Source organism: Lacrimispora sp. 210928-DFI.3.58, assembly GCF_020554865.1.
Lineage (GTDB): Bacteria > Bacillota > Clostridia > Lachnospirales > Lachnospiraceae > Enterocloster.
Genome location: NZ_JAJCIC010000046.1, coordinates 1 through 21,953, shown reverse-complemented (window position 1 = coordinate 21,953; position 21,953 = coordinate 1). Strand labels below are relative to the sequence as shown.

16 protein-coding genes and 1 pseudogene are annotated in these 21,953 nt (G+C 49.6%); 1 reads left to right on the top strand and 16 read right to left on the bottom strand.

The genetic code is table 11. The features are described 5' to 3' along the window. The 5 genes and pseudogenes from LIZ87_RS22955 to LIZ87_RS19535 form a co-directional block, all read right to left on the bottom strand. Positions 1-115, bottom strand: a pseudogene (locus LIZ87_RS22955) (electron transfer flavoprotein subunit beta); the annotation flags it as partial. A gap of 18 nt (positions 116-133) precedes the next feature. Then, entirely contained in the window at positions 134-1,282 is a 1,149-nt protein-coding gene (locus LIZ87_RS19550) for an acyl-CoA dehydrogenase family protein (RefSeq protein WP_227148893.1), read from the bottom strand. A gap of 33 nt (positions 1,283-1,315) precedes the next feature. Beyond that, positions 1,316-2,905, bottom strand: coding sequence for a class I adenylate-forming enzyme family protein (locus LIZ87_RS19545; protein ID WP_178313184.1), 1,590 nt, complete (start codon positions 2,903-2,905; stop codon positions 1,316-1,318). A 34-nt stretch (positions 2,906-2,939) separates the two neighbouring features. Next, positions 2,940-3,707, bottom strand: a complete 768-nt coding sequence (locus tag LIZ87_RS19540; protein WP_178313185.1) for an enoyl-CoA hydratase/isomerase family protein — start codon at positions 3,705-3,707, stop codon at positions 2,940-2,942. Between the two features lie 22 nt (positions 3,708-3,729). Further along, on the bottom strand, positions 3,730-5,304 hold the full coding sequence (locus LIZ87_RS19535; RefSeq protein ID WP_178313186.1) for an acyl CoA:acetate/3-ketoacid CoA transferase: 1,575 nt from the start codon (positions 5,302-5,304) through the stop codon (positions 3,730-3,732). 208 nt (positions 5,305-5,512) lie between these two features. On the opposite strand from LIZ87_RS19535, the gene LIZ87_RS19530 reads away from it, so the two are divergent. Further along, positions 5,513-6,307: a LuxR C-terminal-related transcriptional regulator gene (locus tag LIZ87_RS19530; protein ID WP_227148892.1), complete on the top strand. Its 795-nt coding sequence runs from the start codon at positions 5,513-5,515 to the stop codon at positions 6,305-6,307. A 146-nt stretch (positions 6,308-6,453) separates the two neighbouring features. Here the strand turns inward: LIZ87_RS19530 and LIZ87_RS19525 are convergent, their stop codons facing one another. The 11 genes from LIZ87_RS19525 to LIZ87_RS19475 form a co-directional block, all read right to left on the bottom strand. Continuing rightward, positions 6,454-7,098, bottom strand: a complete 645-nt coding sequence (locus LIZ87_RS19525) for a phosphoribosylanthranilate isomerase (protein WP_178313188.1) — start codon at positions 7,096-7,098, stop codon at positions 6,454-6,456. Next, entirely contained in the window at positions 7,095-7,982 is an 888-nt protein-coding gene (gene trpC / locus LIZ87_RS19520; protein WP_178313189.1) for an indole-3-glycerol phosphate synthase TrpC, read from the bottom strand. The genes LIZ87_RS19525 and trpC overlap by 4 nt, the downstream gene beginning before the upstream one ends. A gap of 141 nt (positions 7,983-8,123) precedes the next feature. Further along, complete coding sequence (gene trpD, locus LIZ87_RS19515) at positions 8,124-9,152, bottom strand: anthranilate phosphoribosyltransferase (protein ID WP_227148891.1); 1,029 nt, start codon at positions 9,150-9,152, stop codon at positions 8,124-8,126. Positions 9,153-9,243: 91 nt separating this feature from the next. Continuing rightward, a complete protein-coding gene (locus LIZ87_RS19510) occupies positions 9,244-9,834 on the bottom strand; it encodes an anthranilate synthase component II (protein ID WP_178313191.1) in 591 nt (196 codons plus the stop codon). Further along, positions 9,831-11,369: an anthranilate synthase component I family protein gene (locus tag LIZ87_RS19505; protein ID WP_227148894.1), complete on the bottom strand. Its 1,539-nt coding sequence runs from the start codon at positions 11,367-11,369 to the stop codon at positions 9,831-9,833. Before LIZ87_RS19505 ends, LIZ87_RS19510 begins: the two co-directional genes overlap by 4 nt. A gap of 584 nt (positions 11,370-11,953) precedes the next feature. Then, entirely contained in the window at positions 11,954-12,787 is an 834-nt protein-coding gene (srtB, locus tag LIZ87_RS19500; RefSeq protein ID WP_227148890.1) for a class B sortase, read from the bottom strand. 123 nt (positions 12,788-12,910) lie between these two features. Then, a complete protein-coding gene (locus LIZ87_RS19495) occupies positions 12,911-13,723 on the bottom strand; it encodes an LPXTG cell wall anchor domain-containing protein (RefSeq protein WP_227148889.1) in 813 nt (270 codons plus the stop codon). Further along, entirely contained in the window at positions 13,720-14,637 is a 918-nt protein-coding gene (locus LIZ87_RS19490) for a class C sortase (RefSeq protein WP_227148888.1), read from the bottom strand. Before LIZ87_RS19490 ends, LIZ87_RS19495 begins: the two co-directional genes overlap by 4 nt. A gap of 57 nt (positions 14,638-14,694) precedes the next feature. Further along, a complete protein-coding gene (locus LIZ87_RS19485; RefSeq protein WP_227148887.1) occupies positions 14,695-16,152 on the bottom strand; it encodes a SpaH/EbpB family LPXTG-anchored major pilin in 1,458 nt (485 codons plus the stop codon). Between the two features lie 147 nt (positions 16,153-16,299). Further along, positions 16,300-20,988 (bottom strand): InlB B-repeat-containing protein, encoded by a 4,689-nt coding sequence (locus LIZ87_RS19480; RefSeq protein WP_178317213.1) that lies wholly within the window; start codon positions 20,986-20,988, stop codon positions 16,300-16,302. Between the two features lie 114 nt (positions 20,989-21,102). Next, positions 21,103-21,759 carry a hypothetical protein gene (locus LIZ87_RS19475; protein WP_178317212.1) on the bottom strand — a complete coding sequence of 219 codons (657 nt, stop codon included), beginning with the start codon at positions 21,757-21,759 and terminating at the stop codon, positions 21,103-21,105. Positions 21,760-21,953: the final 194 nt, after the last annotated feature.

Here is a 21,953-nt window from a genome sequence, read left to right as displayed (position 1 = left end):
CGTCATCCGGGTTTAAGATGCTGGGCACCCCGTCACGGATCAGGGTTCCCTTTACCGGATCGATCTTTACTTCATTCGTATCCGGAACCTGTTTTACACAAACCAGAATCTTCATTATTTGTTTTCCTCCTTGCTATTTCTTAAGCAGCTTTCCGCTGATCACCATCTGCTGTACCTGGCTGGTTCCCTCGTAGATCGTGAATACGCGGCAGTCACGGAACATTCTCTCGATCTTGTAATCCTTGATAAAGCCGTAGCCTCCATGGATCTGCACGGCCTTCTGAGCGATCTCGTTGCAAACTTCTGCTGCATAATATTTTGCCATAGAGGCGTTTAAGGTGGCATCCTGCTTTATATCCATCAGATAGGCTGCCTTATAGACCAGCTGCTTTGCTGCCTCCAGCTTCGTTGCCATCTCTGCCAGCATGAAGCTGATGGCCTGGAATTTCCCGATGGGACGGCCAAACTGCTTTCTCTCCTTTGCATACTTCACTGCCTCGTCCAGACATCCCTGGGCCACGCCGATAGACTGGGCAGCTACGCCCAGACGCCCCGTATTCAGAGTCTGCATCGCAATCTTAAAGCCATCTCCTTCTTCGCCCAGACGGTCGCACTCCGGTACGATCACGTTATCAAGGATGATGTCGGAGGTTGCACAGCCGATGATGCCCATCTTGTTCTCCGGCTTACCGCAGGATACGCCTTTGGCCTTCATATCCACCACAAATGCGGAAAGGCCTTTATTTCCCTTTGTCACATCTGTCTTTGCAAAGATCACTGCATAGTCAGACAGCGGAGCCATGGTGATAAAGCACTTACGGCCATTCAGCACATAATGGTCTCCTTCCCTCACTGCTACGGTTGCAACTGCTCCTGCATCAGAGCCAGCACCCGGCTCAGTCAGCGCAAATGCCAGCTTCTTCTGTCCTGTCACCACAGGCCTCAAATACTTCTCCCTCTGCTCATCATTTCCTGCTAAGAGAAGGGGGCCTCCGGATAAGGAGTTGGGGCTTGATACATAAATACTCGCAACGCCGGATACCCTTGCGATCTCCTCCATTACCAGCACGTAGGAGCGTGCGTCTGCTCCCTGACCGCCCAATTCCTTTGGAACCTTGATTCCAAAAAAGCCGGCCTTTGCCATCTTGTCCAAGATCTCCTCCGGAAATTCCTCGGTCTCCTCCACCTTGTCCAGGATCTCCTTTGTCAGCTCCTTTTCTGCGAAATCACGGGCCAATTTTCTGATCAATTCATGCTGCTCTGTGAAAAACGCTTCTGCCATTTCTCAACCATCTCCTTTACATAAAAGTCTGAATCAAATCCTGTTATCCTGCTTTTCCTTTTCCCTTTGAGCCAGCTCCTTTAATGTCCCCAGACAAGGCTTTCCGCTGGCTGTTATAGGAAATTCTGACAGAAAACAGACATATTTTGGTACTTTATAATTTGCTAAATGTGCTTTTACATGAAGGCGCACCTGATCTCCTGTCAGCTTTCTTCCAGCCTTCACCAGGATACAGGCTGCGATCTCCTCTTTCAGTACTTCTGCCTCCACTCCCACTACCTTTACCCCGGCCACCTGCGGAAGTTCCAGAATGCACTGTTCAATCTCAAGGGGCGAGATGTTCTCTCCTCCCCGTATGATCATTTCCTTCTTTCTCCCAATCACAGAGAGGCAGCCGTTCTCATCCAGATAGCCGATATCTCCTGTGTGGAGCCAGCCCTCCTGATCGATCACTCTTTTTGTCTCCTCCGGGCGGTGGTAATACCCCTGCATCACATGATACCCTCGTGTCAGGATCTCGCCCTCATCCTTCAGGCCATCTGCCGGGGCTCCTCCATCCTTTTTTATGCATATTTCCACATGGGAGATCGCACGCCCCACTGTCTTTGCTTTCTGCTGGAGACTGTCATCCCACCCGGCCATGGTAATACAGGGAGAGGACTCTGTCTGCCCGTAGGAGGGCTGCAGCTTCTCCATCCCCAGCTCCCTGCATATCTCCAGATACTCAGAGGGCGTCACAGGCGATCCGGCGATGATACCGCTTTTCAGAGAATCCAGTCTGTAATTTTTTCTCTCACGGTTTCTTACCAGCGCCAAAAACATTGTGGGAACCCCGCTCAGAACCGTACAGCGGCGCTTCTGTACCTGCTCCATGATCTCCTTTGACTTGCTGTGCTTTAGCAGATGAAGCTCTGCGCCTGCATGGATACCGCACAGAATGCCTGCTGTGATCCCGAAGCAATGGAACAGCGGAACCGGAATGCACATAATATCCCCTGATGTCCAATGCATGTTTTCAGACATTTCCAGAGAATTATTTACAAGGCTTCTGTGAGAAAGCATCACACCCTTAGGGCGGCTGGTCGTCCCTGAGGTAAAGAGAATACATGCCGTATCCTCTGTCTTCACCAGAGACTCTGCCTCTTCCAGAAGCTTCCTGTCCTCCTGCGGCAGTTCCCCCTCTGCATCCTTCTGCACCGCTCTTTCAAGCTTTACACACTTCGGACGGACGGAGAGCTGCTGCCAGTCCAAAGCTCCAAGAATTGTCTCAAAATGAGGATTTTCCCCGTCTTCTCCATAGAAAAGGAACTGGGCCTCTGATTCCGCCAGGACCTGGAGAAGCTCCTTTGCCTTGTAGGCTGTATTGACCAGCACTGCCACGGCGCCGATCTTGTGCAGCGCCAGCATGCATAGCACATATTCCGGTGAGTTGAGGCTCCAGATCGCTGCATGGGAGCCCCGGCGGATCCCCATTTTTATGTACCGGACAGCCAGATGATCCGAAAGCCGCTGTACCTGCTTCCACTGAAAACAGCGGCTTTCATCGCTGATCCCTCCTGATAAGGGTGTGAGAAAAGCCCTGTGCTCCAAACATTGTCCTATTGTCTGTTCAACCAGGTTCATGCTTCCTCCATCTTCTTTTCCTATCTACGGGATCCTACTTTCCAGTAAAGTTTCCGGGACGCTTCTCTCTGAAGGCTGCGATCGCCTCGTGGAAGTCATGGGAATTCATCATGTGATCCATAAAGCTGTTTTGCTCAACCATAAACTTATCAAAAAGCCTTGCATCCAGATTCCGGTTAAAGTTCTGCTTGAAAATACCTACAGCCCTGTAGCAGGAAGCTGCGATCTCATGGGCAAACTTATCTGCCTCGTCCCAAACCTCTTCCTTCGGAACAACCTTCATAACGGTTCCATACTGGTAAAGCTCCTCAGAGGTAACCGGATTGCCTGTGAAGGCCATCCATTTTGCCTTATGCATGGGAACCATCAGGTTTGCAAATACGCCTGCAGCAGGAATACCCAGCTTTACCTCCGGAATACCAAACTTTACGCCTGCGCCTGCAATAATAAAATCACTGGCAGCTGCAATGCACATGCCTGCGCCCATAGCTGCGCCCTGTACGGCACAGATCACAGGCTTCTTGCAGTTCCATACAGAGCTTGCCGCAAAGCCGCAGCACTCTGCGGAGTAGTTCGCCTTTGTTCTGGAGTCAAAGGAATCAAAAGCGCTGACATCATTGCCGCCGCAGAAGATCTTTCCGTTTGCACGTACTACAACGACGGCAACATCCTCGCGCTCTCCCAGCTCCAGCAGGGTATCGGCAAACTCAATATACATTTCATTAATAAATGCATTGGCAGGGCCTCTGTTCAGTGTAACGTACGCAATTTTATCCTTTACTTCCATTAAAACATTTGACATATCGAAACCTCCGTTCTCTTTTCTACTTTGTCTTTTCAAGAATATCCTTTAAGCCGCCCCATTCCTCTTGAAAGATTGCAGGATCCATCTTCTTAAGCTCCGGGGAAATGATGGGTTCAAAGTCCATATGTGCCAAAATATCTTTTTCCAGATCAATGCCCGGTGCGATCTCAATCAGCATAAGGCCCTTATCTGTCAGCTTAAATACGCCGCGCTCTGTAATGTACATTACCTGCTGGCCTGACTCCACTGCGTAATCGCCGCTGAAGGTTACCTGGCCCACCTGGGATACGAACTTTTTGAATTTACCCTCATTTACAATGTGGATCTCTCCGTCCTTAACCTCAGTCTGGAGCTTTCCTGCCATGAATGCGCCGCAGAAGATCACTTTCTTTGTAGGCTGGGTTATATCAATAAATCCGCCCGGTCCGTTGAACTTTGGTCCGAATTTACTTACATTCACATTTCCGTGTGCATCAGTCTCTGCAAGTCCTAAGAAGGCTGCTCCCAGACCGCCGCCGCAGTACCAGGTAAACTGCACATCCTCGTCTAAGAAGCATTCCGGATTCCAGCAGTTTCCAAATGCTTTTCCAGTGATCGCAACGCCGCCCACGGTGCCGGATTCACTTGTAAGCGTCATGTACTGCCCGCATTTTTCTTCATTTACAACAGAAGCAATGTTCTGCGGAATACCAATTCCTAAGTTGATGGTATCTCCTGCTGCCAGCTCCATGGCTGCGCGGCGGGCGATCACCTTGCTCTCGCTTAAGGGAAGCTTCGGGAACTCCGCCAGATCTGCCTTTACATTGCCAGCCATAGCTGGATTATAGGCAGATGCCTCATTCTGCTGATGGGTATGGATGTCCTCGTTGATCACCACATAATCGATGAAAATGCCCGGCACATGGACGGCTCTCGGATGGAGGCTGCCTGCAGCTGCCTTATACTTTGCCTGAGCGATCACAATGCCGCCGCATTTCTTTACTGCCATTGCAAGGGACAATGCCTCGCTGTTGATGCTCTCCTCATCAAAGGTCAGGTTTCCGTGAGTATCTACCGAGGTCCCGCGGATAACACCTACATTCAGCATTGGCTTCGGATAATATAAGTACTCTTCTCCCTCAAAATCGATTACCTTACAGATGTCCTCTGTGGAAATGGAATTCACCTTGCTGCCCTCAAGGCGCGGATCTGCGTAAGTCTTTAAGCCGATCTTTGTCATCAATCCCGGACGGCCGATCGCGATCTCATGGTACATATGGAGAATATTTCCCATTGGCCAGCAGTAAGCTTCGATCTTGTTTGCATTGCACAGCTCCATGATCTTGGGGGAGGCTCCTAAAAATCCACCGTTCCAACGCTTTAACATTCCCTCATGGGCCCAATGATCCCATCCATACTCCGTAATGGGGTTATTTCCCTGGTGAGCACCATAAAACAGGGTCAGATCCCGTGGCTCTCCTGTCTCCAGGAAACGCTCCTCTGTAGCCCGGATCACATCCTCGCACAATCCCATAAGGGCCATTCCGGCAGATGCAACGGTATCGCCATTTTTGATCAGGGCAGCCGCTTCCTTTGCTGTTACAAAACCTTTCATTTTGTCCTCCTTTTCCTTTACCAGCAGTCTCCTGCTCATAGTTTTGAACAATTTTTACTTTGTCAAATTTTTATCATATGTAAATATTATACAAAACTGCGCAGAAAACTCCTATTGTCCTTGTGTTGATTTTAACGGAACAAAAATGCTATTTTTTTGACAAATTGGTATTTTTGTGGTATTCTATTGCACAGTGGGGTACTTTTTTATGACAGAAAATCTTTTAACATACGAATGGCAGGCCATATCTCAGCTTGTTTACCGGATCAACCGGTGCAGAAACTATGAAGAATTTTCCAAAACAGTATTAGAGCAAATACGGACCATCATTCCATTTACTCAGGGAATGATCTTTAAGGCATCCCGTGTCAACCAGAAGATCGTATTGAGCCAAGCCAATGCGGTTCCTAAGCGGCCGGAGGAATACCTTTTGTTGGACAAATATATGAACGGCAACTATGAACCCAAATGGCTGAATTATCTCAACAGCCCATGGAGCTGCGTTTTCCGCTATTTTGATATTCTGCCCGACAAATCCTGGGAGGGTATGCCCCTATACCACGAGATCCTGCAGCCTCAGGAGCTTTATTATTCTATCTACATGACCTACGTCCACCGGGACCAGGCTCTGGGTGCCATTGCCATATGGAGGAAGAAGTCTGAGCAGGATTTTACAGAACGCGAATTATACATATTGGAAATGCTGAAGATCCATATTGAGCTGAAGTTTTTCTATCTGGCTAATTTTGTACTTGTTCCCGTACAGCAGGCAGACAGCAGTAAACGCACACCTATCGGAGAGTTTTCGGAAGCCCACGGCCTTACCAAACGCGAATTTGAGATCGTCCAACTCCTGAACAATGGAAAATCCCCTACTGATATATGCGGTCTTCTCTATATAAGCGATTCCACTCTGCGAAAGCATATTCACAACATTTACCAGAAGGTGGGCGTGAAAAACAGGGTGCAGCTTATACAGAAAATGAAAACTTCACAGACATGATATACCCAGAGGGCTTTTGTTACACAGAGAGCCCTGAAGAAATCATCTATAGAACAAAAAGGCCGGTCCAAATCATGGACTGACCTTTCTTTTTTACTCTTTGGTTTTTCTGTTTACTCCAGAGCGCGCTCTGCATTTTCCAGGCCTTATCGTCTTTGGCCGTTTCTTAGCACCTCCACGATCGCTTTCATCTTCGTTCTATCCTTTTTCCCATTTGTCTCCACAGCGCTGCTCACATCGATGCAGAAGGCTCCCTGGTCTGCGGCTTTCCTTATATTATCCATACAGATACCCCCAGCCAGAAAATAGGGCTTGGGGACCTTTGGTATCATGCTCCAGTCAAACTGCTGTCCGCTTCCGCCGTACTGCCCCTTTGTGAAGGTATCCAGGAGAAGATAATCACAGGGCAGGGCCTGGGCTTTTATGATATCCTCCCGGCTTCTGACCCGAACAGCCTTTATGATTGGCTTTGAAGTGCATTCCTTGATCCTCTTTATATAGTCCTCATCCTCGTCACCGTGCAGCTGGATCATATCAATAACCGGACTAATCCCACCTATCCCCTCTGAAAGAGCCAGTATTTCCTCAGGTAAGGCATTCACGAATACTCCTACTGCTTTTATCCGTCCATCCAGCATTTCTTTCAGCCTCGCCGCCCTCTCATAAGTCACCTGGCGGCTGCTCTTTGCAAAGACAAAGCCGATATAATCGGGTCCTATTTCATTTGCAGCCTCTATATCCTCTGGACGGCTTAGGCCGCAGATTTTTATCTTACAGGTTTCCCTATTCATGCCAGGCCTCCTGCTGCTGCCCGCAGCCTTTGCAGCATTTCCTTTTTATTTTCTGCCCTCATAAGGGTCTCCCCAATGAGCACTGCATCCACCTTTGCCTCAGCTAGGGCCTTTACATCCTCCGGTCCACGGATACCGCTTTCCGCCACAAAGACCGTATTCTTATCAACAAGCCTGCGCAGCCTTAAGGCATTGGAAAAATCCACCTCAAAGGTCTTCAAATTCCTGTTGTTGATCCCTATAATCGTGGCTCCTGCCTCTGCTGCCACTGAAACCTCTTCATCTGTATGGGCCTCCACCAGCTGTGACAGCCCCAGCTCCCGGCATATGCCGATGTAGCGCTTTAACTGCTCACCATTTAGCAGGGAACAGATGAGCAGCACTGCGGAGGCGCCTAACACCTTTGCCTCGTAGATCTGGTACTCATCAATGGTAAAATCCTTTCTCAAAAGTGGAAGATCCACTGCCCTGTGTATCTCCTCTAAATAGCTGTCATTTCCCAGGAAAAATTCCGGCTCCGTCAGCACAGACATTGCATCTGCCCCTGCCTCCTCATATTCTCTTGCAATGTCCACGTAGGGAAAATGAGGGGCGATCAATCCCTTTGAAGGGGATGCCTTTTTCGCCTCGCAGATAAAGGAGACGCCGGGACGCCTGAGAGCTGCCTCGAAGGGCAGAACCAGGCTGGCATTGGCTGTCTGGTTCTTCCCTGACCTGACTGCCTTTTCCTGCTCATCTTCTGGCCCGGCTGCCCTCTCCTCTGCAGCCCTTCCGTCCTTCTCCGCCAGTTCCAGGGCTTCCCGCCTTACCTGCTCCAGACTTTTTTTCTCCCTATGCTTCTCCACCCGCTTTCTCGTGGAAGCCGCGATCGTATCCAATATCATACTCTCTCTCCTGTTCTGTCCATAAATGCTTTCTATGAAAAACCGCTGCCGTAAGGCGGCATAATTTCAGGTATGCCAAGTGCGCCCGCCAGACCTTCGCGGTTCGATGGCTCGCCCGCCAGCCGGGCGCATGCAGGTTTTCTATGAAAGTCCTGCCTTTGCTTCCTGAGTTGCCCGGATAAATTCCTCCATCTTCTCCAGGGCCTTTCCTGACTCGATCAGCTCCTTTGCCGTTGCGATGCAGTCTTTTATGGTACAGTTATCAATTCCCAGATAAAGGCTTAAGGCCGCGTTTAACACCACCACATCCTTCTTCGGCCCTGTCAGGCTGCCGGAAAGGATCGCTTTTGTGATCTCTGCATTTTCCTCCGGTGTGCCTCCCACCAGGTCCTCCGGGCGGCAGGGTGTAAGACCCAGCTCCTCCGGTGTGATCTCATAGCTGGTCAGCTCCCCAAACCGTATCTCGCACACATGGGTTGGTCCCGTGAGTGTGGCTTCGTCCAGTCCGTCTCCACCGCATACGGCCATTCCTCTTGTAACTCCCAGATTTGACAGCACCTGGGCCAGCGGCTCCACCAAATCTCTGCTGTACACGCCAAGAAGCTGCATGGAAGCATTTGCCGGATTGGAAAGAGGCCCCAGAATATTAAAAATGCTTCTGATTCCGGTCTCCTTCCTCACAGGAGCTGCATATTTCAGAGAAGAGTGGTGGGCAGGTGCATAAAGGAAGCACATTCCCGTGTCCTCCAATACCTTTTCTGCCTGCTCTGCACTTAAGTCCAGGCAGGCTCCCAGGTGCTCCAGCACATCCGCAGCGCCGCTCCTGCTGGACACGCTTCTATTGCCGTGCTTTGCCACCCGGATGCCTCCTGCGGCAGCCACAAAGGCGCTGGTAGTAGAAATGTTGAAGGTTCCTGCCTCATCTCCTCCTGTTCCCACAATGTCCATGACCTCAAAGGGCGGTGTAAGCTTTACTGCCTTGTCACGCATAACAGCGGCGCAGGCTGTGATTTCCTCTATGGTTTCCCCCTTCATCCTAAGTGCGGTGATAAAAGCGGATATCTGTGCCTGTGTAGCCTCACCGCTCATAATTTCGTCCATAACCTGCTTTGTTGTATCATAGTCCAAATTTTTATTTTCTACCAACTGGTGGATTGCCTGCTTTATCATGATCATTCTCCTTTTTTATCACTGCTTTTTCGCTTTTATTTTTTGTTTGCTGTATTTTCCCGGAACGTGTCCAGGAGTTTGTCACTGATCTTCAGATTCCGGCCCTGATTTTCAGGAAGTTTGCAAGGATCTCCTTCCCCTGGGGCGTCAGGATGGATTCCGGGTGGAACTGGAGGCCATATATGGGATATTCCCTGTGCTGTACTGCCATGATCTCCCCTTCCTCACAATCTCTTGCGGTGATCTTAAGCTCCGCCGGAAGGTATTCCGGTACCGCCGCCAGGGAATGATAGCGGGCCGCCGGGATCTTAGAGGGAAGTCCTTCAAACAGCGGGCATTTCGTTCCTCCAACTCCTGTCTCCACCATGCTCTGCTTTCCATGCATCAGCTTTTTTGCATGTGCCACCTTGCCTCCAAAGGCCTCACAGATGCCCTGGTGGCCCAGGCACACTCCGAGGATAGGAAGCTTCCCTGCAAGCCTTACCACAGCCTCCTCCAGGATCCCTGCGTCCTTCGGATATCCCGGCCCCGGCGAAAGGACCAGATGGCTGGGAGCCATGGCTTCGATTTCTTCTACTGTGATTTTGTCATTCCGCACCACCCGGATATCAGGCTCCAGACTTCCCAGCATCTGCACCAGGTTGTAGGAAAAGCTGTCATAATTATCAATCAAAAGGATCATCTGTCATTTACCTCCCCTGCATTTATAATGGCCTGTATCACGGCTCCCGCTTTGTTGGCTGACTCCTGATATTCAGACTCCGGCACGCTGTCTGCCACAATGCCGCCTCCGGCCTGGACTGTCACCCTGCCATTCTGCTTCACCGCCATGCGGATGGCGATGCAGGTGTCCAGGTTTCCTGTAAAATCCAGATATCCCAAAGCGCCGCCGTACACGCCTCTTGGAACCTGCTCCAGCTCCTCAATGATCTCACAGGCCCTGATCTTCGGCGCTCCCGAAAGCGTTCCGGCGAGAAGAAGGGATTCTATGGCGGAGCAGCCATCGCATTCCGGCCTTATATCTCCTTCTACCTGGGAGCAGATGTGCATGATCTTAGAATACCGGTGGATCATCTGGTACTCCGTCACCTCCACAGAACCAAAGGAGGCGATCCTTCCAATATCATTTCTCCCCAGGTCTACCAGCATATTGTGTTCTGCCAGCTCCTTCTCATCTGCCAAAAGCTCTGCCTCCAGCTCCTTATCCAGCTCTTCTGTAGCTCCTCTGGGCCTGGAGCCTGCCACCGGGAAGGTGGTGAGGCGGCCATTTTCCAGGCGGATCAGAGTTTCCGGCGAGGTGCTTATGATCTCATCCCCGTCAATATTCATATACACCATATAGGGCGATGGGTTTGTCGTCCTTAAGACCCGGTAGGCATTTAACAGGCTTCCTTCATAGGGACTGGTAAACTGCCTGGAGATCACTGCCTGGAAAATGTCGCCGTCCAGGATATATTCCTTTGTCTTCTCCACAACCCTGCAATACTCATCCTTTGATACGTTGCAGGTGAAGTTTGGTTTTTCTGTAGAAGCCAGCTTTTTAAGAGGTGCAGAGTCGTTGATCAACGCTGTGATGGCCTCTATCTCCGCACAGGCCTTTCCGTATTCTCCCATAAGGAAGTCAAGTCCCGCTCCATGCCCCGGCTCTGCCCCGGCTTCCGTTCCAAGCTCCGCGCCCGTCCTGCGCCCGGTCTTCATATTCACTACGATCTCGATCTTCTGCTTCAGATGGTCATAGGCGATCACCTTGTCAAACAGCATCAGATCAAAGTCATTGGCATCTCCTCTGGTGATGTGAAGGGTGGGCTCTGCATACTCGATCATGGCATAGGAGAAATATCCCACAAAGCCTCCTGTAAATGGCGGCTGCCCTTTCAGCCTGGGAGATTTATATTTCTTTAAAATGTTCCTTAAGACATCATAGGGCTTATCTGTTTCCAAGGTCTTTGAGACAAAATCTTCTGTCCTGCTCTCAATAGAAACCTTTCCCTGCTTTAAGGTCACCCGCATAATGGGGTCATAGCCCAGAAAGGAATACCGTCCCCACTTTTCTCCTCCTTCAATGCTCTCTAACAGGTAGAACCGGCTGCTTCTCTCTGCGATCCGCCGCAGCAGTGTGATCGGCGTCACCACATCTGCATATACCTCACTGCACACAGGAATGATGTCATAGTTGTCTGCCAGCTTTAAAATCTCTTCACATGTGGGAACCATCATTGTAATATCCTCCATTTCCTAAAGTCAAATCTCCTAATATGACAAAAAGCTCTTGTCTCTGCCGGTTACATTTCTGTAATCAACAGGGACAAAAGCTTTTCACTTCTGCGGTACCACCCTGATTGGCGTTCTCTTATTCCTTTGATCCTGTGGAAGGCAGCCCAGCACCTCCATCTGGAAAATAAAAAGCATCAAGTCAAATAGTACCTGATGCTGTGTCATCGAACAAGATATTTTACGCCCGCTCTGCAACGCACCATCATGCGTTCTCCCTGGTAACGGTGGGATACCCGTCAATCTATACTCCCTTCGGTGTTCTCCTCCGGTTTCCCGATGCCCTCGCAGGTCCATTCAGACTCTATCCCAACGCTTCCTTACACCATCCGGAAGCTCTCTGCGCCTGGAAATACAACCTTACTTACTCCTGCTCAACGGTTTTCTATATCATACTGTCACTTTAACTCGCTGAATTTATTATAATCAGCCGGCCGGATTCTGTCAATCTTTTTTTCTTGAGCTACGCATTTTGCACCCATTTTGCATCACAGCTGCCGGAAGGACGGAAGAGGCCTGCCCAATTATTTTCAGCCCTCATCCGCCTCATAAGCATAAAGGATGGTCCGCCCATCACGGATCTCATAGCTGCAGGTAACGAAGGAGTACAGGCGGTGAATTTCTGCATCTTCAGAGGCCTTTGCCTGGGCTCCTGCAGTCATTTCTTTTATATAGAGCTCAAATTCATCCTCATTTTTAAAATGAATCTGCCTGCGGGCAGCATCAGGCGTGGTATAAAGAGCAGCCAATGCTTTCAGATGAACCATGCCCTCCGGGGTATAGATGTAAATATCCCTGTGTGTGTCAAAATAGTCCTGCTCTTTATATTGTGTAATGTCACTGAACATAATGCCATTTCTCATATGATGGCCGTAAAGGATGTTATGGAGGCTGGAAAAATCCTTCTTGTCCTCTGAATCAAGATAAATGGCTCCCGCTACACTTTTCGCTCCCCTCACATTTTTATGCAGATATTCCTCATTGTCCCTCCCCTGAAGGATAGGGTAATCAATACTGGTGCCCGGCACAATGATCCATCCCACCACATCGGGATTAACTGCCCGGAGGGCCTCGAAATCAATCGTTACTCCATCCGGATCCCAGGGCTCCTCTGCTCCTTCTCCCCTCTCCTGCTCTTTCTCCCTTAAAGCCTCTGCGCTCCATGTCCCCAGAGTTTCTTCCCCTTCTATTCCCGGCTCTGCCCCCGGTATCTCCTCCCTGATCCCGCGCACCTCGGACGCCAGACTCTCATAGTCCCTCTGCTCCTGCTCTCTGATCCAATATTCCCGGACAAGGCCTCCCAGCCCGGCTGCCATGCAGCAGAAGGCCAATATCGCTGTTAACTGCCAGATTCTTCTTCTCATATTTCCTCTTTCACCCCTTTTCTCACATACAGGAACACCGTTAACTATTGCAGCTTTTTCTCTTTTGCGCAGAATGCCGCCATACAACATATTCTGTCATACAGCGGCATATCCGTTCTATTTTTACTGCTCGTTCTTCTTTCTCGCCTTTCGGGCTGCCACTACAAACAGTGCAGCTCCTGCGATGGCGATTCCAAAAAAGATCTGGAATCTCACCGCACTGTCTCCTGTTCTGGGCAGCAATCCTATGATTGGAGGCACAGCAGGCTCTTCAGGAACACCGTCCGGAGCCGCCTGGACTACTCCCGGGCCGCCGTCCGCAGTGCTCACAGCTCTGTGGCCGCTGGAGCTTCCGCCGCCCCCGCCGCCTCCACCGCCTCCGCCGGAGTGACTGCCTCCCGGAGTGGTAATGGGTTCACATTTTGTCACTGAAACCACATCATAGACCCAATTGCCTGCTTCCACATCTATCACAGGAAGTGTTGTTAAAAATGGGCTGATGACAACATTGTCAGATGAGCCCCGGCTCTGGCAAACCAGATACAAGCCATTGTCAAGACCTGTAAATGTCAGCCTGCCGGATGCAGTAGCCTGGGTGCTAATGGCAGCCGGCCCCCGCTCTTTTGCATAGGACTCCAGCTTCCTGGCAGCCTCCAAAGCTCCTGATGCCGTGGTTTCATCAATATTTGCCCCAGAAGGAGCATATTCGTCGGTAAGCACATATTTCCCTGTACTTCCGTCCCACTGCCCTACCTGGTAAAGAGAAATGGTGGCCCTCCTGCTCTCTGCCTCCAGATCGATCGTCAGAGATATCTTCCGCGATACATCAATTCCCGCATTCTCTGCGCCCAACACTGCCTGGCAAAGACAGATGGATGTCAGCAGCACTGCTGCCAGAAAAGCCGCCACCCTGTTTTTTCTGTTTATTTTCTTCATGGCTTCCTTCTTTCTTCGATCTTATCCGCCCCGGCCCGCTTCCCTTTCCCGGACTTCTTTCCTGGTATCAGAAGTCCCAGAAGGATTGCGATGGCAAATGCCGCCGCTCCAAACAGGATCCACTGCTGCGTGCTGAAGGCCCTGCCCCGGCTCTCCTCCCGGGGAATATCGCTTTTTCCCGGCGCCGGCTTCACTGGCGCCTTTTCCTCATAGTTTCCATCATAAGGAATCCTTGTGCCCCGGACCAGCATCCGGTGGCTGTTGATACCATAGGGAGTACAGGTGATCAGAGTTACGTAATCCTGTCCTTCCTCAATAGAAAGGCTGTCAAGCTCCGAAGGGAGCACGACCTGGATCTGATCGATCTCATACTCCAGGATATCCCCTAAAACCTTGATATAGAACACGTCTCCTGTTTCCAGACGATCCAAATCTGTAAACAGCTTCGCTGACGGGAGACCCCTGTGTCCTGTGATCAGGGCATGGGTGCTCTCCCCTCCTATGGGGAGGGAGGAACCCATATAATGGCCTGCTGCTACCTGGAGAACGCCTTCATCTGTGCCGTGGTAGATGGGAAGCTGCACACCGATGGAGGGAATTTGGATGACAGCCATGATCCCATTGCCGCCCACATTGAGAAGCCCCTCATAGGGACTGTCTTCCCGCTCCTGCTCCGCTGCAACTGCTGTTCCCAGATTACCCAGTCCGGCAAGATACCCATTATAGACCTCTGCCTCCTGAAGCTCTCTGCCATAATCTTCCTCCGGCAGCTCCTCTACCAACCTGTCATAGGCGGCGATAGCCCTGGAAGCATGCCTCTCATTGATATAATCGCTGACCGTCGGATATAGAAGAACAGAGAGGCCTGTCAGAAAAATGATGGCAATTATAATAGCCGATATGCGTTTTCTCATGCAGCCTCTCTTCTCCCTTCCCTCCAAAGCGCTGTTTCACGCCCGGATAATCAATAATCAGTCGTTCTTTCTTCCTCTCACTACAAAGAATACAGCACCTGCCATCAGGATAATACCGACAGCGTAGAATACGGTTGTGCCGATACCGCCGGTGGAGGGAAGAAGGGCTCCTGTCTTGTTCAGAATGTCAACGCTGTCTGCTGCTACGCTATTTCCTTCCGCATTCTTTACTTCCGTAGTTCCGTCATCTTTAATTGTAAATTCAACCGGAGCCTCTAACTTATTGTAGCCATTTGGAGCCGTTATCTCCTCCAGCTTATAGTTTCCGGCAGCCAGGCCATATACAGTAAATTTGCCATCCGCAGCAGTAGTGATCCTCTCCCTGGAGGCAGTCTCACTGTTAAGAGCCACGCGGTATGTATTTTCAGTTTCTGCCTCTACAACACGAATCCCTGTGCCGTCAGCCTTTTCCAGCTTGAATACTGCACCTGCCAGGCCGGTCTCAACATTATTTTTAAGAGCATATTTGAATACATCTACATCAAAGGTATTCGTTGTGGTCTGGCTTCCGGCAGTGGTATGCTGATCATCTCCATAATCCAATTCAGCTGTGTTTGTATCGGATTTACCGACAACCGCATTTTCGTTTAATACTGCATTATAGGTTACAACAAGTTCTGTATCCTCATCAATTTTCTTCAGGAAGTCCTCGCTGAAGCTGATCTCAAATGTACATCTATCAGCAAGAGCATTTCCCTCAGAATCTTTTGTTGCCACAGTATAGTCTTGGCCCTTTGTTGCACCTTCAATCTCAATACTGTCTTCATTCAGAGTAAGGCCATCTGTCATTGTATCGTGCATTACATAATTCTCTGCTCCGGCCTTTGCTGTAATTGTAACTTTAAAGTAAACAGTATCGCCAATGGAGGCAGAATTTTCTTCGCCTTTTCCAATAGCATTTCCATCCTTATCCACAAGCTCCTTATCAATAACAGGGACACCGCCGTTCTTATCTTTAATGGAAATGGTAGGCTTTGTAGTGTCCAGGCCGCAGAGTGCTCCGACTGTAGAATCCACCAGATAGTAGCCCAGATCGAGACCTGTAAATGCAACCTCTCCATCTGCTGCTGGTGCTTTTGTAGCAACAGGGTCAATCTTCGTAGCCTCTGCCTTTGCGTAAGCTATGGCAAGCTTCGCAAATTCGGCGGCACCTGCATCGTTATTTTTTGCTTCCACCCAGGTCACATAGCCCTGATCATCCACATTGACATATTCGCCCTTAATGCTGTCCTGGTTAATAAAATTGGTCCAGCTGGAATTTACTTTATAGGCATAAGCTCCACTTTCGGCATTATAGCTTTCCAGATCAAAGATCCTGTAAACAGAATACGTCTGACCTGCAAGTCCATTCTCGATCTTAATACTTCCCTCGCCTGCTGCAAATACGGTTGCCGACATTGCCAATACCATGACGACCGTTAATAAAATACTTAAAACTTTTTTCAACTTTTTCATTCCCTTTGCTTCCTTTCTGCTTCTTGATTGCTGTTATTTTGCAAGATCCTCCCTAAAAGACCTCTGATTTGTTTCCCTCCTTTTCTCTTTCCCTTCATTTTTTATGTCTCCCGCGGAGGTCTTTGCCTCCGCAGATCAACATTTTTCTTAAATCTCCTGCCTGCGCCGGAAATATTTCATAATATCAAACCCGGCCAATGCTGCCGAAACTGTAATCATTGTCCAGCCGGCGCCCTTAAGGAACTCTGTACCAGGGCCTCCTGTCTCCGGGAGCTCAGTGCCTTTGTAATTGATTATTTCGTAGCTGGATCCCTCGACTGGCTCTCCATTCACCTTATACACATATGTACCACTGTCCCAACTTACCTCAAGCTGGATATCCGATACTATTTGATATCCCGGAGCCGTATTGGTCTCAACAATTACATACCTGCCATCAAACAGGTTATCAAAACAAACCAGACCACTTGTTTTGTCGACTGCTATCGGAGATGACAGCATAGTATCTGTCTCTGCATAGTTCCAATCCTGGTTCGCCTTATATATCTGGAATTTTACCTTGCTATAATTCTCATTAGGAAGGGAAATATCCTCCAATTTCTTTGATATTTCAAAGGTTCCTGTCTTCAGGGTATTGGTAATTTCATTCCCTGTCTGACTTGCTTCGTACCGATCCGAAGGATCAATTACTTCCTTAACAGAATAAGTAATCGGATAGTCGCCTTCATACTCTGGTAAACCAAGATACTCCCATTTCCATTCATTATCGCTTACGATAGTCCATGTGGGGCTTACTCCAGTTACCACCGAGCTTTGCCCGTTAACCGTTTTCGTAAGCTCTAGCGGAACTCCTGTGCTTATCTCAGGGCGGGTCCCATGCTCATTGCTACCATCGCTCCATATCTTTGTACCGGAAAGGGTGGAAAGCTTGTTCTGCCATATTGCATATAAAGTTACATCATGATCCGGCATTTTAATAGTTGTCGGTTCTTGCCCCTTGATATATATAGGCGTTGCGGCATCCTTATTCTCATCCCATCCAAGGAATTCATATCCCGATCTTGTCGGAATTTTCTCAAAATTGATATCTACGTCTGTGCCCTCTGCATATTCATTGCTTCCAGGTACATTAATAGAGCCTCCATTAGGGTCATATTTGAGTTCATATTTATTCTTATCACGGATAACGCCGTCTACGTTCCATAGAGTTGTACCATCTGTTCCAGCTTTTCGGAATTTAATTACATACCAGACAATTTCCTGAGTATCTGGATCAAACTCAACATTATATTTGCTCAGCACCTCCTGTATCTGTTTATCTGTTGGAACTTCCTGCAGATTTTGGGCCACCTTCTCAAGATCATTATTAACAGCTACCGGCGTTTTCAATTTGCCATGGAGTTCATACTGCTGCTCACCCGCGTCTGTATCGCTAGGGTAATAAAACTTCTGTCCATAGCCCCCTGGTTCATATTGAATTTCTCCATCCTTCCGGATGTAGAAATACGCCGTATTATTATCTTTCCCATTTGGATCAAACCAGATAGCGTACAGCCTCGTTCCACTCTTAATGATACTTTCATCTGGCTCGATACCTGCAATATAAACCTTTCCCTGACCCGAAGAATCCGTTGACCATCCTGCAAATATCCACTCATCCTTGTGAGAAATTCCAATTTCCTCCGGCTCTGGCAGTGTGCGGTTCCCATCTGTCATATTTCTCTCAACAGGGGCTCCGATTCCTCCTTGAGCTGTGTTGGGATCAAAAATCACTGTAGAATTATCTTTCTTAAACCAGAAGTAGGCCTCTGTGATCGGATTGGAGTAAGAAGGGATTCCCAACCATCCAGTCGTTTTTGTAAGATAAAGCCCATTACTGCCTCCGCTGGATACGTAATAAAATTCAGTAAAAGGCTTATTCCCAGCCTTATCTGTTGTCGCTTTTTCAAAGACATATCCGGGCAGTCCCTTCACTATCTCGGCTGCGATCGTCTCTACAGAATAGCTGTTTCCGCTGCTTACATTACTGTAGGTATATCTATTATCCTCCCCTATTTCGGTTCCAGCTGTATCTACAACATGAATGCTAAGTGTGCTGCTGTTCCAATTGTTACGCTTGAATACTACCGTATAGGTTGAAAAATGCTGGGCATCAAATGCAATCTCTGTAATATTCTCCTCTCCAGGCACACTCACAGTCTCTGTCATCCGATCAAGCTCTGACACCTCGCCGGAAGCGATCTCTTCGTTTCTCACATCTGCATCCGTATCAAGATGCATGATCTCAACGCTGTCGGCCTCCTTACTCTTTTCCTCAATAGGCGCACCTGTAAATGACACATTTACATATCCGTTATTGCTCCAGCTGTCATCCAGCTTATTGCCGTCTGCGTCATAAAGGGTAATATCATAGGCAAGTACGGAAGTTACCTCTGTGCTCTCAGCTTCGGTATTTTCCTGTTCCACTTTTTCTTTAACCGCTTCTTCAACATGGCTGGTAACCTCTTCAACCACGGCTTTTGTTCCCTCTGGAAGGATTCCCTCCTCTGTAGAAACAGTTACGGTCACTCCGTTTATGGTCTTCGCATAGTGGAAGGCCGGATGGGTCCCCGGCACAATTTCCTCCAGGAAGATCTCTACCTCCTGATCCTCCAGAACCTCCGGGATCTGATAATAGACAGCATCTGTCCGGAATGTGCCAGAAGATCCGGCAGAGGAAGAGCCCGTGTTCGCATCAACGGCGTCGGAAGGCGTTGCGTTGGAGTAAACGGCCTCGGAAGGCGTTGCGTTGGAGTAAACATTCTCAAACGGAGTTTCTGTTATAATATCCTCTACCTCGATCTCTTCCAGCTCTTCACCATTAGCAGTTACCTCCATAACGGCATATCCGGCCTGGGGCACAATGCCAAAGGCCACTTGGGCCCCGTCCCTTACAAGCTTCGGCGCTTTCACAAGCTCTGCGCTGCCAACGGGATCGATCAGATAGTCGATGATGTGGGCTTCTGCCTCCAGGTACTCTTTATCGAGCCCCAGCTGGGAAAATGTTACTGTAAATGCACGGGCCGTCACCGTCTGATCCAGAGCTGCCAGATTGTATGTCTCGCCAGTCAGAATTCCTCTGCGGTCAAAGGAAACCTCCTCCTCCAGCTCTACCTTTACATCGGGATGTGCTACTGCATCACCAGTGTATGATAAATCTGCCGGTCTGGCCGTGGACTGATCTGTCCCGCTCTCATCTGGAGCTTCCCCACTCTCGGAAGCTGCTCCTGGCTCCTGATTGCTTGTATTTCCTGTCTCTGTCTCTTCGCTTTCTGTTCCAGGCTCTGAGGAGTCCCCAGGCTTTGTCTCAGGCTCAAACTCCGCTTCTGTTTCAGGTTCGGACGCTGCGTCTCCTCCAGTTTCCGCCTCTGTCTCCTTCCCGGTTCCAGCCCCTGTTTCTTCTGCAGGCTCTTCTTCCGTCTCCTCCTCTGGTTCTACATCTGTCTCTTCCTCAGATTCTGCTTCTGTTTCGTATTCTTCCTCTGCTGCTTCCTTTTCATCCTCCGCCAGCTCTACCATCGTGTCTGCACTTACAGCCAGCAAACGGATGGGCTTTAAGGACATGGACAGCTGTGAACCTTCTTCATTTGAGCCGCTGTCTTCACTGGCATCGCTGCCTCCGTCAGAAGTTCCGCTGTCTCCGCTGCTTCCTTCTCCGGATGTGCTACTATCTCCGGACTCACTGCTTTCTCCGCTTGCGCCTCCGTCTCCAGTCTCGCTGCTTCCTTCGGATGTACCACTGTCTCCGGTCTCACCGCTTCCTCCAGCTGCTTCACTGTCTCCGGTCTCGCCGCTTCCTTCGCTTACTCCTCCGTCTCCGATCTCGCCGCTTCCTTCGCTTACTCCTCCGGCTTCAGTCCCACTGCCAGAATCCTCTATACTGCCGGAATTACCGCCTGCAGATCCTTCTGTCCCAGATGCACCGGAATCTCCTGCCTGGCTTCCGCCATTCTCTGGGTTCGAGTCCGGCTTATCTGAAACTTCTCCCTTTTCTCCTTCCTCTGGAGTTCCATCCGAAGGTTCTAAGCCTGCATTGCCTTCCTGACCGGAGGAGGTCTCATTTGTCTCTCCGGGCAGTACGCCTGCTTCTGTTTCATTTCCAGCAGAACCGCCAGGATTGCTTCCTGCTTCCGCAGCCCCTGTTTCTGTAATCCCTGTTCCAGCGCTTAAGCTTCCGCTTCCTGCTCCCGGTCCTCTGCTTCCGCTCCCGGCGCTTCCGGTATTTCCTCTGACCGTCCCGTCTTTTTCTCCGAAAACAGTCTCATAGGCCTTGAGGGTACAATTTCCGGACACAAGTCCATCAATATTAACTCTGCCCGACACTGCCTCCTCACCGCCATTTACATAGAGGAAAATCAGCTCCTCCTCACCTGTGAGAGCGTAGGTTTCCGGATCCGCGTCCTCTGCTATGCGCAGGAACACCCTCAAATCAATGTCATCCACCTCATAGGTTCTCGTGTATTCCGGAAAAATCTCGTAAAGCCTTCCATCTGCTGCAAATAGCTGTTCATACTTGTTCAACAGACTCTTATCCTTACATTCAAATTCCAGCGACTCCTCCATTGGCTGTCCGCTATCCAGCGCCTCTGCTGCCGCCAGCTTGAGATCATCCGCGTGAATGCAGAACTCCTCCTTCATGGCTGCCTGGCCGCCAAAGACATCAAACATGGAATTGTTCACGCTTCCAAACAGCAGCGATACCAGCAGCAGATAAGTTCCTATCACCTTCATGCGCTTTCGCAGCGGCGTTCTGGGCTTTTTATGGCTCATGCCCTTTGCCCCTCTTTTCTGCTCCATAGCTTCCCCTCCTTTTTCCATTTCTTTTTTCACTCTTTCACATGTATTCACGCCTGTTTATATCAACGCTCCCGGCGTGTATGGAAGCCAGAGATGATCTCTCTGTCAAATACCTCAGGAGCTGTCATTCTCTCCTGCTGTCCCATACTTCTGCAACATCGGATCATACAGCTCTGCTTCTGCCCGCCTCCTTGCCTCCACTGCATCTTCATACCGGATAAAGGTTCCGAGATTATAGACCTTTCCCTGAAAGCCGATCAAAGCCCTCCAACGGTCATTTTCTCTCCGGTAGACACCCCGTTGGCCGCTGGTATTATTGGCCGTATTCCTGCGGCTGGCTATGCGCTCCAGACAGGTGCCCTCCACAAAATGGATGGCCTTCTTCATATTGAGCTTGCGTATTTCCGCCTGCAGGCAGCCGCAGCTTTTGGTATTGCCGGAGCACAGATTCTCCTTCTGACAGACAATATGATTTCCACAGTCACAGAGGCATTCCCAGTAGTCCTTTCCTACTTTTCCCTCTGCCGGTCTTATGGCTACCAGGCGTCCAAAACGCTTTCCTCTCAGATCCAGCCGTTTTTCTTTGGGCAGATCTCTCCGGTAACAGCCACAGCTTTTTGTATGCCCTCCTTTCAGGTGGGATTCTTCTACCACGGTCTCGTTTCCGCAGTCACAGAGACACCGCCAATATCGCCGCTTTGTGTTCTCCCTCTCTTCCTGTTCTATCACCATCAAACGGTTGAACCGCCGTCCTCTCAGATCCTCACTCATTCGCATTTCCCCTTGTTTGCGACATAATGTAGATTATGTCCCGTAAAAAGAGCCTAAATTGCGGGGAATCCGGTTTAACACGTCACGGACGTATTTTGCCGGATCCCCCGCAATAAAAAAAGGGCTGCTAAAGCAGCCTCCAGACTGTAGACAAAGTTGGTGCTAGTTGATTACGCCCAGCACCACTTTTCTTT